Raw genomic sequence first — 14906 nt, 5'->3', positions numbered from 1 at the left:
TATGTCGCAGGAATATAACGTAGTCGTATTAGGTGCATCGGGAGCCGTGGGTCAAACAATGATTGAGATCCTCGAAGAGCGTAACTTCCCCGTCGCGAATTTGTACCCACTGGCCAGCAGCCGCAGCGCTGGCGATACAGTCACGTTCCACGGTAAACAGGTCGAAATTTTGGACGTTGATACCTTTGACTGGTCTCAAGCTCAAATTGGTTTCTTCTCTGCTGGTGGAGATGTATCGGCTAAATGGGCTCCGATTGCCGCTGAGCATGGTTGTGTCGTTATCGATAATACCTCTCACTTTAGATATGACATCGATGTCCCCCTTGTCGTGCCTGAAGTGAATCCACAAGCGATTGCTGATTTCCGTAATCGTAATATTATTGCTAACCCCAATTGTTCAACGATTCAGATGTTGGTTGCACTGAAGCCAATTTATGATGCGTTTGGTATTTCGCGTATCAACGTCGCAACTTACCAATCGGTATCTGGTTCGGGCAAAGAAGCAATTGAAGAGTTGGCGAGCCAATGTGCTAAGTTGCTACAAGGCTTACCCGTTGAACCTCAGGTTTACCCTAAGCAAATCGCGTTTAACGTATTGCCACAAATTGATGTCTTTATGGATAACGGCTACACCAAAGAAGAGATGAAGATGGTGTGGGAAACCCAGAAGATTTTTGGCGACGATCAAATCGTGGTTAACCCAACGGCGGTTCGCGTTCCAGTGTTCTATGGCCACTCTGAGGCTGTGCATATTGAAACAGTACAAGCTGTCGATGCGGATGATGTTAAAGCTGTGTTGCGCGGAGCTGAAGGGGTTGAGTTGTTTGAGTCTGATGAGGAGTACCCTACTGCGGTAACCGATTCTGCAGGCACAGATCCGGTATATGTCGGTCGTGTACGTAAAGATATCTCTCATCCCAACGGCATCAACTTGTGGGTAGTCTCTGATAATATTAGAAAAGGTGCTGCACTGAATAGTGTGCAGATCGCCGAAGTATTGATTAGAGACTACTATTAGTATTGGGTCGATATTAAAGCCTTAGTTGAAAAAGCCTGCACTTTGCAGGCTTTTTTTGTGTTATCACTTGTTTTTGAATTGTGAATAGTAGCAGGGCGGTAAATTCTAGTTTATAGTAATCTCAATAAATACAATTGCCTAAAGCATGCTGTCAAATGGCAGCATTACACCGCTTGAAAGGGAAGAATTGATGAACTTTCGCACATCGCATCTTGTTGGTCTCTTAGCCAGCGCACTCGTGATCCTTGCATCAACATCGGGAATTTTATCTGCGGCTGAGCCGCTTAAAATTACAGGACCAGATGGCGAAAGTCGTCAAACGTTGCGCCAGTATGGGCCGACGACTTCAGCCGATACCTTCTGGAGTATCGCTCAGAAAATGAGACCCGATGCCAGTGTCACTATTTATCAAGTGATGGCAGCTATTTATGATGCCAATCCACACGCCTTTACCAGTGATAATTACAATAGTCTTGAGAGGGGCATGATATTGCTTATTCCCTCTAAAGAGGTGATGGCGGCGATCCCCAATAGTCTTGCAAAGCAGCAAGCTCAGCGTAATGATAAAGGCTGGCAACAAGCTAAGAATGTTGCCGCAGCAGAGAAAGAGACTCCCACAAAAGCCGAGCAAGCCACCACGAACCAACCGCCAGCAAAGGTTGATAACGCGCCAGTTCTTGTCGGTGTTGAAACTCAAAAACAGCTGGAAGAGTTAACTGTCAAGTTAGAAGCACAGCAAGCGCGCAACTTGTCGTTAACCGATGAATTAGCGCGAGCACAAGATAAGTTAAATTTGGGGTCAAATGACTCTGATATGTTACAAGGCAAGATTGATGAGTTAAATGGGCGCATCACTGAACTTGAAGAAGCACTGTTAGTACAAAAGGAGCAGAATGCCGAACTGTCAAATGAGGCTAAGTTGTTACGTGAGCAGCTAACGACGGCGACTCAACCTGCTACGGAAGAAGCGCCGAGTGATTACTGGCGTACGCTAATGAATAGCCCATTATATCTAGCGTTTGCGGTCGCTATTCCTGCAATTCTACTTCTGGCCATTGTTTGGCTTGCGCTTAAGCGCCGCAGTCACTCTGCAGAGGGTGCGGGCGTTGAAGATAGCAAAGCGCTGGCACCTGAAACGAATCCAACACCCGATCTTGGCGCTAGTGCCCCTACAGAAGAAGAGATGATTGCTGTTCATCTTGATACCGATGATGAATCCGATTCATTAGACTCTTTAATGAGCGTCGATACCAGTGAGCTAAAACCTGAGGCCGATCTGTCAGATGATTCAGATAAGCTAGATATGGTTGATGATGTGTTTGTTGATACGGGGGACAGTCAACAAAAGGATTCATTTGAAGAGGAAGAAGGCCAGTCGCTAGACGATCTGTGGGCCGAAGCCATGGGTGAGCAAGATGAGGAGCTAAATTCAGCAGAGAGCTCACAAGAAGATGATCTTGATTCATTACTTGCCGATTTAGACGCCCCCAAATCACCGAGCGATGAGGCTAATGATTTAGATGACTTGATGGCTTCGTTAGATGAGGAGCAGACTACGCCGGCAGAAGAAACTGATTTCGACGCCATGATGACCGATTTCGATTTGCCAGCCGAAACAGAAGATCCAGAGCCCCAAGTTGAAGAGGAAGATTTGGATGCGCTGTTAGCTGAGTTTGATTTGCCTCAAATGGGGGCAGAAGAGCAAACAAGCGATGAAAGTGTTGATTTAACCGAGGCTATTGCCGCAGAGTTAGATGCCGTTGATGCAGAGGTTGATGAGGCGGATTTAGATAGTCTACTCGCCGAATTTGATACATCGACTCAAGCTGCACAATCAGAAGATGCGTTGATTGAAGAAGTTACCGAGCCTAATGTTGACAACAGTGACGATGTAGCAGCGCAAATTGCGGCTGAATTAGAGTCTGATGACAATGAATCTCCAGCTGTTGATGATATCGATGAGTTACTTGCTGGATTAGCGACAGAACCGACAGCAGATATCGCACCGGAAGATGAGTTGTCTGCAGCGGACGTCGCAAAAGAGCATGGTGACAGTCGTGGAGTTGACGATAGCGATAATAACGACGACGTTATGACGAGTAGCGAAAGTGGTGAAGCCGATAGTGATGTAGAGCCGCTAGTAACAGACAACACCACCGAGGCTAAGCCAGCGCTTGAATTTGAATCTTTTGCTATCGATGATGCGGCAAACTCTGAGCTTGAAGAGATTATTGCAGAAGTTAACCTTGAAGGTTCATCTGACGATGTCGCACTCGATGCATTGCTTGCAGACCTTGAAGCTGTTGATAAAAAAGAAGACAAAGCCGAGTCTGGTTTTTTCAATGATCTAAAAGGTCATAAGCGTACTGACGAGCATAGTCTAGATTGGGATAGCGCTCTTGCAGATTCAGATCTCGATGATACTAAGGAAACTGACGACTTAGATGATGAGTTATCACTGGATATTGAAGATGATGATAGCTTAACAGTCGATGAAGCCTTGGCCGCATTAGATGCTGCAGAGTCGAAAAAGAAGCCTGCTCGCACTGTTAATGAGCATGATCTTAGTGCATTCCAGCAAGATAACGGTTTCATTGATATCGATCGTCTTTTAAATGAAGCCGATGAAGAAGATACCGATGTCGATCAATATAAAGAACTCGATGTTGATATGGGTGAGTTGGATGATCTAATGAGCAATGCATCTATGGTCGATGTGGATGACGAAGAGAATGCAGTGAATGCAAAATTAGATTTGGCTCGTGCCTATATCGAAATTGATGATATCGATAGTGCCAAAGCATTGCTAAAAGAGGTTGAATTAGACGGTAATGACCGTCAACAAGAGGAAGCACTAGGGCTGCTTAAAGAGTTATAACCCTTCTGTTTATCGATACGGCGCTTCGGCGCCGTTTTTTTTACTCAATATAGCGCAATTTGAGCGGTTTTTTGCTGACTTAGTTGTCATGATCAGGGCTGCGATATGCTAAAATCTCGCGCTCAAAATGAGTTTTTTAAAATAAGGGTTTGTATTACATGCGCGTTGCATTAGGTATTGAATATGATGGTAGTCGTTATTTTGGGTGGCAACGTCAGGCCGAAGTTGACTCGGTTCAAGCCCAACTAGAAAAGGCGCTTTCTAAAGTGGCCAACGAACCTATTGCCATTCAATGCGCGGGGCGAACCGATGCCGGGGTGCATGCAACTGGTCAAGTGGTGCACTTTGAAACGAATGCGATACGCAAAGAGAGTGCCTGGACCTTAGGTGTGAATGTTAATTTACCTGATGATATAGCCGTTCGGTGGGCGAAAGAGGTTGATGATGAATTCCATGCCCGCTTTAGTGCCACGGCGCGCCGCTATCGCTACATGATCTATAACCATCAGCTTAGACCTGGCATTTTGCGCTCAGGGGTGAGCCATTATCCAGGTGACATAGACGAGCGCAAGATGCATCAAGCGGCGCAGTACCTTCTCGGTGAACAGGATTTCACCAGCTTTAGAGCGATTCAATGTCAGTCGAATACGCCTTTTCGTTGTGTTCATGAAGTCAATGTGACCCGTCAGGGGATGTATATTTGTGTCGACATTAAGGCTAATGCATTTTTACATCATATGGTTCGTAATATTGTCGGTTCGCTGCTAGAAGTGGGTTACGGTCGCCAAGAGATGAGTTGGATTAAGGATTTGTTGGCTGTTAAAGACCGAACGCAAGCCGCTGCCACTGCCAAACCTAATGGATTATATTTGGTGGATGTGACTTATCCAGAATCTTATCAGTTACCTAAATTAGCTCTTGGTCCACTATTTATGTTGGACTAACTATTATCTTGGGTAAGCCGCTGACATTGTCTTATTTTTTATGATCTTTAATCATTACACCATCGCTTTTTACCACCTGTAAGAGTGTTTTATGCAAACTGTACCTAATCATCAATCTAGTTTAACAACTTGGCTTGATCACTTGATGTCTATTCACCCCACAGATATTGATATGGGTTTAGACCGTGTGTCATCTGTGGCGAAATCGATGGGGTTGACCGATCTTGGTAATACCAAAGTCATTACTGTGGGCGGTACCAATGGCAAGGGAACAACCTGTGCCATGATAGAGCAGATCATGACTCTGGCAGGTTATAGGGTCGGTGTCTATAGCTCACCCCATATGCTCAAGTATAATGAGCGAGTACGAGTCGCGGGTACGAATGCCAGTGACCAAGCCTTAATTGATGCGTTTTGTGCAATAGACCAGGCACGCGGCCAGATATCTCTGACCTTTTTTGAGTACGCGACGTTAGCGGGGTTAATGATTTTTAAACAATCAAAGCTGGATATCGTACTGCTTGAAGTGGGTTTAGGTGGCCGCCTTGACGCCACTAATATTATCGATGCCGACATCAGTGTGGTGACATCCATCGATATAGACCATCAGGAGTATTTGGGGGATACACGTGAACTCGTCGGGAGAGAAAAGGCGGGTATTTTTAGATCGGGCCGTCCTGCTATTGTGGGAGATAGCGATCTTCCGCCGTCAGTTATCGAAGTCGCAAATGATACTGGCGCGCAATTATCGGTGGTCGGTGAGGCTTTTGATTATACACTGCATGGTGACAGTTGGGATTTTAACGGTGCATCGCTGTCACTATCAGGCTTACCCGTCCCGCAGTTGCCGCTGCCGAATGCGGCAACCGCACTGGCGGTTGTTGAGCTGCTGATCCCCTCGATTTCACAGGATGTTGTTCAGCAAGGGCTCTTGCAAGCTAAATTGACTGGTCGCTTAGAGCGGTTTTCTGACGAGCCATTGATACTGCTCGATGTTGCCCATAATCCCCATGCCGCGCGTTACTTAAAGCAGCGCCTAGGGGCTTACTCTGGCCGCCGAGTGGTGGCCCTTTGTGGTATGTTGAAAGATAAAGACTATCAGACGGTAATATCGACATTAGATGAGGTTGTCGATACCTGGTATTTTTCCGATCTGGATTGTGAGCGAAGCGCTAGCGCTGAGCGGTTAGTCGCTTGCCTGCCACAAGGAAGTATCGGCTATCCATTTGAATCGATAGCCTTAGCTTATCGAGCGTTAACAAATAATATCTGCGATGGGGATATGGTAATTGTGTTTGGCTCCTTTTACACTGTGGCAGAGTTTAAAAATCTAAATCTTGGGTGAATCAACGTGGACGAAGTCGAAGTCAAACGAACAAAATTATCTAGTCAAAAGTTATCAAGCCAGTTTCAGAATCGTCTCGTTGGAGTGATTGTGTTGGTGGCGTTAGGCGTAATTTTTCTTCCCGATATTCTTGATGGCAAAAAACAGCATCAAGAGGAGCAGTTTGCAGAGATCCCATTGCGCCCCAGTATCGATAGTTCGTTTGATACTAGCGCTGAATTTGAGACTATTGATCTTTCCAATGCGGAATCTCAGTTTGTTTCTGAAGAAGAGTCGGGCAGCAACAATGATTCGATTTCAGCGCCAGAGCAAACGGTTAAAGAGGTTGAAGCATCGAAGACGGTCGATGACGCTGATAACGCGGCAGTAGAAGCCATAGTGCCGAGTTCGGCTTATACCTTGCAGTTAGGCAGCTTTAAAAATGCGGCCAATGTAAATGCCTTAGTAAAACGTCTTAGAAGCAAAGGTTTTAGAGCATACACCCTACCTAAAACGCCTAAAGATGGTGAGTTAACGAAAGTCTTTGTGGGTCCAGATGTGTCTATGTCTAAATTGCAGAAGCTGCAAAAAGAGATCGATAAATTAACGGGGCTGAAATCTGCCGTGGTGAGCTTTAATCCTGTAGATTAGAGAAACACCCTGTTAAAACTAAGGCCTGAATCAGTATATATAAGGCCTTTTTGTTACTGTTTACTTACGGTTCCTGCCAACTTCTGCGTTTAATGGCCTCACAAGGGAGCAAGCGTTCCTTCATCCTTTTGCGTTGAATTGGCGGCTAAAACAAACACTGAGGCGATTACTGCGTTCTGCTGATTGGTATTAGTCCAATATACAAATTCAGTGTCCATAATTCAGAATAAACTTAATTGATTTTAAATGAGACTAGGGGGTGAGAATGTCTTCCGTCTCTGGTAAGATCGCGCCGTCTTAATGCTAATGCTGGATCACCTTATTCAATGGTTTGGATCGATTACGCCATTATCGCTGTCATCGGAATATCAACTTTAATTAGTTTGCTCCGTGGTTTCGTTAAAGAAGCTATGTCACTTGTGGTATGGTTTGCAGCTTTTTTCGTCGCGAGTCAGTTCTATCAAGATCTCGCCGTTTATCTCACCCAGATGCAAGATGAATTTGTTCGTAACGGTGTCGCTATTGCAATACTGTTTATTTCTACCTTGATCCTTGGGGCGCTAGTCAATTATCTCATCAGTCAATTAGTGGCTAAAACAGGCTTATCTGGCACCGATCGGGTGTTAGGTCTATGTTTTGGTGCCTTAAGAGGCGCCCTCATTGTCAGCGCGATACTGTTTTTTATGGATGCTTTTACCGGAGCACCCAAGACCGATTGGTGGCATAGTTCGCAGCTTGTCCCAGAATTTGGAGTGGTTATTCAGTGGTTTTTTGACTACGTGGAAAACACCTCAAGCTTTGTACCCAAAATATAACAATGCCTAGAGCATATTTGATGAGCACTAGGGTTATTGCCGAGTGTAATATCAACAATAATAATTATTATCAGAACATCTTAAAATGAGGAAACCTACCCATGTGTGGTATCGTCGGAATAGTTGGCCGGACATCGGTTAATCAGACAATTTATGATGCACTAACCGTATTACAACACCGTGGTCAAGATGCCGCAGGGATTGTAACTGTCGATGGTAATGCATTTAGATTGCGTAAGGCTAATGGTCTGGTAAAAGACGTATTTGAGCCTAAGCATATGCAACGTTTACAAGGTAATGCAGGTATCGGCCATGTGCGTTATCCAACTGCGGGTAGCTCTAGTGCGTCAGAAGCACAACCTTTTTACGTTAATTCCCCATTTGGTATCTCACTCGCCCATAACGGTAATTTAACTAATACCGTTGAGCTGCATGAGCGCTTACTTAAGCAACGTCGTCACGTTAACACCACCTCAGATTCTGAAGTCTTGCTTAACCTGTTGGCTGATGAGTTACAACATACCCAAAGCCAGTTCCTGACTGCCGATGAGGTGTTTGAGGCAATCAGCAATGTACATAAGCTGACTCGGGGAGCCTACGCCGTAGCGGCTATGATCATTGGCCAAGGTTTAGTGGCCTTTAGAGATCCGTTCGGTATTCGTCCGTTAGTACTAGGTAAACATGAGACTGAGCAGGGCACCGAATATATGGTAGCCTCTGAAAGCGTCGCACTCGACGCCGTTGGTTTTGAGACGGTTCGTGACGTAGCACCTGGCGAAGCTATTTATATCTCTCTTGACGGTCAGCTATATACGCGTCAGTGCGCGGCATCTCCTAGCTATTCTCCTTGTATTTTTGAATACGTTTATTTTGCTCGTCCAGACTCGACTATCGATAAAGTGTCAGTCTATGGCAGTCGAGTGAACATGGGCGTTATGCTAGGTGAGAAGATCAAGAAGGAATGGGAGGATCATGATATCGATGTGGTTATTCCTATTCCGGAAACATCATGTGATATCGCATTGGAAATCGCGCGTAATATGGATTTGCCATATCGCCAAGGGTTTGTGAAAAATCGTTATATTGGCCGTACTTTTATCATGCCTGGTCAACAGGAGCGTAAGAAATCGGTACGTCGTAAACTTAACGCGATTGATGCTGAGTTTAAGGGTAAAAATGTACTTCTTGTCGACGATTCTATCGTTCGTGGAACGACATCAGAGCAGATCATCGAGATGGCTCGCGAGGCTGGTGCCAAGAAGGTTTATTTTGCCTCAGCCGCACCTGAAATTCGCTTCCCTAATGTCTATGGTATCGATATGCCCACCACTAGTGAGTTAATAGCTCACGGTCGTGACGCGGAAGAGATCTGTAAGCTCATTGGTGCCGACGGGATTATTTTCCAAGATCTTAATGATCTTATCGAAGCGGTCCGTCAGCAAAATCCAGAAATTAAGCGTTTTGAAACCTCTGTCTTCGATGGTAAGTACATTACCAACGATGTCGATCAGGCTTATTTAGATCATTTGACACAGTTACGTAACGATGATGCCAAAGCAAATCGCATCAAGGATATAGGGATGAACTTAGAGATGCATAACGTTTGTCATCCATAGGACCTCTTTATTTCGTGCAAAACTAACCTTACATCATGTTTAGATTAGTTCTCTTGAAAAAGCCGACTTCGAGTAAGTCGGTTTTTTTATGTCCCAAAATGCCATATATAAACAGCTGATCCCTTTAGTGATCTACACTGCGAATCCGACTTTTATACTATAGTTATTTAACGAAAGGTTAACATTGTCGATATACTTAGGAGAACTCAATGAAGCAACTGTCCATTAGTACCAAATTACTGTGGATCACTTCTGCGCTGTTTTTGATTATTGTTGCTATTTTGTCATTCAGTTTATGGTGGTCATTAAGCGATAAAAATGAGCAACTCGCGGATCAAGTTCAACAGACACTGCAGCAAGAAATTCAGCAACGCTTAAGTGCAAAAGCAGGGGAGTATGGTGAGCAGGTCGCAGGATTTATTAATGAAGCCTATCGAATTCCCTATTCTTTTGCCGGTATGGTTGAGACGACGTCAAAAGATGCGCCACTCCCTAGAGAAAGCGTTCAGATAGCTGTTGCGGGAGTACTGCGAAAAAACAGCCAAATATCATCAATGTACGCGCAGTTCGAACCTAATGGTTACGATGGACGCGACAGTGAATTTACCATTGATTCTCCACATAGCGTTGCCGGTGCTGGAACATTAGAGATCTATTACACGCGTAACAGCGATGGCACCGTAGAGCATCAACAAGTGGATGATGCGGCTGAAAAGTATGTTGCCACATTAAATGAGTTTGGTATTCGAGAAGCGGAGTGGTATCTGTGTGCAAAGGATACGAAAAAGCCTTGCTTAATGGAACCCTATTTATATGAAATAACCCCTGGAAATAACGAGTTAATGACATCGTTAACCGTACCTGTGGTAGTGGATAACCAGTTTAGGGGGCTTATTGGCGTCGACCTTAATTTACCGATATTTCAAAAGCTGATCGATGAGCTTTCAAACAGCCTTTATCAAGGTAAAGCAAAAGTGACCTTACTTAGCCAAAAAGGCTTAGTGGTAGCGGCCAGTCATTATGATAAGAAAGCTCGGCCCTTGTCAGAATCAATTGATCCCAATCTCGCATCTCAGTATCAAAAGCTAAACAACAATGGCGGATATTTAGAGCAAGCAGATAATATTGTTGTGGCTTATCCTATCGATATTGCCGTAGCAGGTGCTCAGTGGTCGTTAGTCATAGAAGTAAATAAAGCCGATGCTTATAAGGCGGCGCTAGAGATGGACAATGCAATGTCTGCGATGGCCAGTTCTCTTGGTAGTTTATTGCTGATTGTCGGCAGTATCGTGTCTGTCATTGCAGTGATAACGATTAGTCTAGTGATCCGCTCCATTATTGCGCCCTTGAAGGTGATTCAAAGCCGAGTAGAGAACTTAGCAAGTGCCGAGGGTGATTTAACTCAATCTATAACGGTTGAGTCCCATGCCGAACTTATTGCGCTGGGCGGTGGTATTAATGGCTTCATTACTAAGTTAAGGCTGTTAATCAGTGAACTCAAAGAGTTAGCTTCTCGTTCGCAAGATGAAAGCCAAACCGCGGCGGGTATTGCGCAGCAGACTCGAGACAGTGTAAACCGTCAGTACAGTGAGATAGAAAGCGTGGTCACGGCCGTTAATGAGATGAGTGCTACAGCCCTTGAGGTCGCCAAAGCATCCGAGCAAACCGCAGCAGAAACAGAAGCCATGACGGCGAATGTTAAAGCGGGCGAGGATAGCTTGAGCAAGGCGATGGATTTTGTGACCAATATGTCTCAGGAATCATTGTTGGCGAAAGAAGCGGTCAGTAAGGTCGCAGATAGCAGTACCAACATCAGTAAAATTTTAGAAGTGATCAGTGCGATTGCCGAACAAACTAATTTGCTGGCTTTAAATGCTGCAATTGAAGCGGCGCGTGCTGGTGAGCAAGGACGAGGCTTTGCGGTGGTGGCTGACGAGGTTAGGGCGTTGGCATCGAAAACTCAAAGCTCGACCGATGAGATTAGTAAGCTAATTGAGTCATTACAAAAAGAGGTTAACAGTGCCTCAAACATCATTGACCAAGGTGTAAATGGCGCGCAGCGTGCGGTAGAGCAAACTGAGTCGGCTTTAAATTCACTTAACACTATTGTGAGTCAAATCGAAGAGGTCTCTAGTCAGGTTACCCACATTGCGACAGCAGCGGAGGAGCAAAGTGCTGTCACCGAAGAGGTCAACCGGAACATTACCGGGATCTCTGACTCTGCTTCAGAGTTAGCGCGTCTGGCAGATGAAGCGCAGCAAAGTAGTATGAGCCTCGCCGATTTAGTTGCCCAGCAACATCAACAGTTAGGTAAGCTGAAAACCTAATCCGAGTTTACTTTGGTGGCCAAGAGCATTAATTGCGTCTTGGTCATCAATGATTTTTTAAATCACAGTTTTTTTTTACCGTTAATTCTTTTTCTTATATTGCTTCTATTTCAATGATTTTTACTACTACCTTAGAGTTTCAACTTCAATCTTATGTTTACCTTCGAGCTATGTCTCTTTGAGGTCTGTGCTTTCACCCGCTCACTTAATGAGTCACTCTATGGGCTTTTGGGGGTAATTCAATCAAAGATGAGCTGTCTATCAGTGGCAGTGCGAGCCTTGACCTTAGGATATTTAGGACCTCATTATTAACTGACCAATCAGAACTAGGACAAATGCGTCACCCAAACGAGTAACCAAATGCCAAAAAGTATCGAGATGGAGGTGCGGTTAATCGCTTGCTTAATAAAAATGGCGACTAAAGTAGCTATGCTCGTCAGTATGATTTGTAGGCTAAACATCAATTCTATCTCTGGCGCAGCGCCTTTTGTAGCGAGCGGCGCTACTAATAAAAGTACGGCTGCTACTAACAAAAATTGATAGATGAGCACTTGGTCCAATCGATTGTTAGTCGCTGTGATGGTATTCATTTTTAGACTCCCAAAATGGGTTGTGACTATATCAACGATAGATATTAACTAAAGGTATTAACTAAAGATATTAGCTTTAGATGAGAATCATTCTCAATTGAATTTACAAAGTACGTGTTGTAAGCAGCAAAAGTATTTTGAGTTTGCGCCATTCACTTTGCTGAGTTAAAGTTACTGTTAATTTATACAGTATTTGTTGGGTTATGATTTTATATATCGCAGAGAAACCGAGTCTAGGCAGGGCTATTGCCGATGTATTACCTAAACCATTGAAAAAGGGGGAGGGGTTTATTACGGCTGCAAATGGCGATTGCGTTTCTTGGTGTATTGGTCACTTGTTAGAGCAAGCTGAGCCAGACAGCTATGATGCCGCGTTCAAATCATGGAAGTTTGAACACTTGCCCATCGTTCCACAAGAGTGGAAGATGAAACCTAAACCAAAAACTCGCAGCCAGTTGACGGTATTGCGAGGCTTAGTGAAGCAGGCGACTCAGCTGGTCAACGCTGGAGATCCCGATCGTGAGGGACAGTTGCTCGTCGATGAAGTCATCGCTCATCTTGGCGTTAAAGGTAATAAACTTAATCAAACTCGGCGCTTGTTGGTGAGCGACTTAAATCCGCCAGCGGTGAAGCGAGCCTTGGGGCAACTTAGATCTAACCGTGAATTTATCCCGTTATCGACATCGGCATTAGCGCGGTCAAGGGCTGATTGGCTTTACGGCATGAATATGACTCGCGCCTATACCTTGCAAGGTCGCAAGGTGGGTTACCAAGGCGTGTTATCTGTTGGTCGGGTACAGACACCACTGCTGGGACTTGTGGTGCGTCGTGATGAGGCAATTGCTGGCTTTGTTAGCAAACCTTTCTATGAAGTGCTTGCAAATCTTTACACCGATAAGCAAGAAACATTCAAAGCGAAATGGCTGCCCAGTGATGCATGTCGCCCCTACATGGACGAAGATGGGCGAGTTTTGTCTAGAGGATTAGCCCTGAACGTGGTTGGACGGATCACAGATAAAAGCGCTCAGGTGACATCACTTCAAAGCAGCGATAAACAACAAAGCCCACCTTTACCCTATAGTCTTTCGGCGCTGCAGATTGATGCGGCGAAGCGATTTAGTATGAGCGCAAAGGCTGTGCTCGATACGTGCCAGTCACTCTATGAAAAACATAAGTTAATTACCTATCCTAGGTCGGATAGCCGATACCTTCCTAAGGAGCAGTTTGTGCTTGCCCCAAGTGTTATTGCTGCGGTGTTAAAAGGGGCGAGTGAATTAGTCGAAGGTATTGATAGCCCCGATCCTAAGATAAAATCTAAGGCATGGAATGACAAAAAAGTGGATGCACACCATGCCATCGTTCCCACCGAAAAGGTGGCAAACTTATCGGGTTTAACCCAAGCTGAGAAACAGATCTATCTGCATGTCGCCAGGCAATACCTCGCGCAGTTTTATCCTGTATATCGGTACCATGAAACCGAAGTGGAAATTGAAATAGAAAAGGGACGATTTAAGACCAAAGCTAAGCAGGAGAAGTCTCTAGGCTGGAAACAGCTGTTTCCTAAATCAGCTAACAAGCCTTCACAAAGAGATAATGACAGCGACGATTTACAGTTGCTTCCACGACTGATAGAGGGGCAAACCTTGCACTCGGGTCAAGGTGAATTGCTTGAGAAGCATACTCAGCCGCCAAAAGCGTTTACCGATGCGACCTTGCTTGCCGCGATGACGGGCATTAACCGTTACGTTTCTAATCCTGATATTCGTAAGATCCTTAAAGATACCGATGGCTTAGGCACTGAGGCCACTCGAGCTGGCATCATCGAGCTGTTGTTCAAACGAGGTTTCTTAGTTCGTCAAGATAAAGCTATCGTGTCGACGGAGGTAGGCAAGGGGCTGATTAATAGTTTGCCCGAATCGGCGACGACGCCTGATATGACTGCGTTATGGGAGAGTCATTTAGATGCCATTTGTCGTAAGGAAGCTAAATATCAGAGTTTTATGCAGCCATTAATCGAGTCATTAGGCGAGTTGATTATCCAAGCGGGATCTCAGCTGCCCACCTCATTGCAAGGGATTAAGGCACCACAAGGGCAATTTAAGAAGCGTCGCTATTCGCAAAAGAAGAAGGTGACTAAATCGACAAAAAAATAGCTAATACCAATCAGTATAAAGATATGATCGCTCAGCGAGAATTTAGCGCTTATGAGGCAAGGCAACGAGTGAAGAGCATAGTTGTTCTACGGTCAAACTCGTTAACACAGCATCGAAAGCGCTAAAACTCGCCTGTTAGGCGTGTTTTTGGCTTCCTACTTCTGCGTTGAATGGCCTCACAAGGGAGCAACCATTCCATCGTCCATTCGCCTTGAATTAGTTGCCAAAAAACACGCTGAGTAGATCACTTTCTTATACTGATTGGTATAAATGATTAAAGTTAATAATCAGTGTGATCCGTTAACCACTTTTTTGACTGTTATATTGAGATGCAGCATCAAAGCGTGTGGGGGGATTTTAACCGACAACTAGGCTATTTTATGTCTCGATATTGATTGCTTAACGGATCATATCGAAATCCTGCTGCACTGAGTTTCTGTTCTAATACTTTGCTTGGAATATCGAGTTGATAAAACAGTGCCTGCCTATCATTACAGTTTAGGCGAAGCTGCTCATTGACTATGCCTACGAGGATATCGCCGCTCAATCGAGTGAGTTGGTAATCCATTAAATTTACCCTAGGTAATCAC

The 14906-nt window shown here is 44.8% G+C and carries 11 protein-coding genes; 9 read left to right on the top strand and 2 right to left on the bottom strand.

The annotated features are described in order from the left end of the window. Position 1: 1 nt before the first annotated feature. The 8 genes from K0I73_RS10890 (at position 2) to K0I73_RS10855 (ending at position 11573) form a co-directional block, all read left to right on the top strand. Positions 2–1018 carry an aspartate-semialdehyde dehydrogenase gene (locus K0I73_RS10890; protein WP_220061160.1) on the top strand — a complete coding sequence of 339 codons (1017 nt, stop codon included), beginning with the start codon at positions 2–4 and terminating at the stop codon, positions 1016–1018. 190 nt (positions 1019–1208) lie between these two features. After that, on the top strand, positions 1209–3896 hold the full coding sequence (locus K0I73_RS10885) for a FimV/HubP family polar landmark protein (protein ID WP_220061159.1): 2688 nt from the start codon (positions 1209–1211) through the stop codon (positions 3894–3896). A gap of 158 nt (positions 3897–4054) precedes the next feature. Further along, positions 4055–4840 carry a tRNA pseudouridine(38-40) synthase TruA gene (gene truA / locus K0I73_RS10880; protein WP_220061158.1) on the top strand — a complete coding sequence of 262 codons (786 nt, stop codon included), beginning with the start codon at positions 4055–4057 and terminating at the stop codon, positions 4838–4840. A gap of 91 nt (positions 4841–4931) precedes the next feature. Then, on the top strand, positions 4932–6185 hold the full coding sequence (gene folC / locus K0I73_RS10875; RefSeq protein WP_220061157.1) for a bifunctional tetrahydrofolate synthase/dihydrofolate synthase: 1254 nt from the start codon (positions 4932–4934) through the stop codon (positions 6183–6185). 6 nt (positions 6186–6191) lie between these two features. Continuing rightward, positions 6192–6815, top strand: a complete 624-nt coding sequence (locus tag K0I73_RS10870) for an SPOR domain-containing protein (RefSeq protein WP_220061156.1) — start codon at positions 6192–6194, stop codon at positions 6813–6815. Between the two features lie 326 nt (positions 6816–7141). Beyond that, the gene (locus K0I73_RS10865; protein ID WP_220061155.1) at positions 7142–7630 is read left to right on the top strand and encodes a CvpA family protein; all 489 of its coding nucleotides are present in this window, start codon (positions 7142–7144) and stop codon (positions 7628–7630) included. A gap of 101 nt (positions 7631–7731) precedes the next feature. After that, on the top strand, positions 7732–9246 hold the full coding sequence (gene purF / locus K0I73_RS10860; RefSeq protein WP_220061154.1) for an amidophosphoribosyltransferase: 1515 nt from the start codon (positions 7732–7734) through the stop codon (positions 9244–9246). 209 nt (positions 9247–9455) lie between these two features. Next, entirely contained in the window at positions 9456–11573 is a 2118-nt protein-coding gene (locus tag K0I73_RS10855; protein WP_220061153.1) for a methyl-accepting chemotaxis protein, read from the top strand. Positions 11574–11899: 326 nt separating this feature from the next. Here the strand turns inward: K0I73_RS10855 and K0I73_RS10850 are convergent, their stop codons facing one another. Next, positions 11900–12163 carry a hypothetical protein gene (locus K0I73_RS10850; protein ID WP_220061152.1) on the bottom strand — a complete coding sequence of 88 codons (264 nt, stop codon included), beginning with the start codon at positions 12161–12163 and terminating at the stop codon, positions 11900–11902. A 203-nt stretch (positions 12164–12366) separates the two neighbouring features. Here K0I73_RS10850 and K0I73_RS10845 point away from each other — a divergent pair, with 203 nt between their 5' ends. Continuing rightward, the gene (locus tag K0I73_RS10845) at positions 12367–14316 is read left to right on the top strand and encodes a DNA topoisomerase III (protein ID WP_220061151.1); all 1950 of its coding nucleotides are present in this window, start codon (positions 12367–12369) and stop codon (positions 14314–14316) included. Positions 14317–14689: 373 nt separating this feature from the next. On the opposite strand, the gene K0I73_RS10840 is transcribed toward K0I73_RS10845, so the two are convergent. Further along, the gene (locus K0I73_RS10840) at positions 14690–14884 is read right to left on the bottom strand and encodes a DUF4250 domain-containing protein (RefSeq protein WP_220061150.1); all 195 of its coding nucleotides are present in this window, start codon (positions 14882–14884) and stop codon (positions 14690–14692) included. Between the last annotated feature and the right edge of the window lie 22 nt (positions 14885–14906).

Origin of the sequence: Shewanella mesophila, assembly GCF_019457515.1 — a bacterium.
Classification (GTDB): Bacteria; Pseudomonadota; Gammaproteobacteria; order Enterobacterales; family Shewanellaceae; genus Shewanella; species Shewanella mesophila.
The sequence above is the reverse complement of the archived record's forward strand: the minus strand, read 5'-3'. Positions and strand labels throughout refer to the sequence as shown.

Excerpts from the sequence above, each read along its gene's own strand:
- K0I73_RS10885 (WP_220061159.1), top strand. The coding sequence starts at position 1,209 with ATGAACTTTCGCACATCGCATCTTGTTGGTCTCTTAGCCAGCGCACTC.
- folC (WP_220061157.1), top strand. The coding sequence starts at position 4,932 with ATGCAAACTGTACCTAATCATCAATCTAGTTTAACAACTTGGCTTGAT.
- K0I73_RS10890 (WP_220061160.1), top strand. The coding sequence starts at position 2 with ATGTCGCAGGAATATAACGTAGTCGTATTAGGTGCATCGGGAGCCGTG.
- K0I73_RS10855 (WP_220061153.1), top strand. The coding sequence starts at position 9,456 with ATGAAGCAACTGTCCATTAGTACCAAATTACTGTGGATCACTTCTGCG.
- purF (WP_220061154.1), top strand. The coding sequence starts at position 7,732 with ATGTGTGGTATCGTCGGAATAGTTGGCCGGACATCGGTTAATCAGACA.
- K0I73_RS10840 (WP_220061150.1), bottom strand. The coding sequence starts at position 14,884 with ATGGATTACCAACTCACTCGATTGAGCGGCGATATCCTCGTAGGCATA.
- K0I73_RS10845 (WP_220061151.1), top strand. The coding sequence starts at position 12,367 with ATGATTTTATATATCGCAGAGAAACCGAGTCTAGGCAGGGCTATTGCC.
- K0I73_RS10865 (WP_220061155.1), top strand. The coding sequence starts at position 7,142 with ATGGTTTGGATCGATTACGCCATTATCGCTGTCATCGGAATATCAACT.
- K0I73_RS10850 (WP_220061152.1), bottom strand. The coding sequence starts at position 12,163 with ATGAATACCATCACAGCGACTAACAATCGATTGGACCAAGTGCTCATC.
- truA (WP_220061158.1), top strand. The coding sequence starts at position 4,055 with ATGCGCGTTGCATTAGGTATTGAATATGATGGTAGTCGTTATTTTGGG.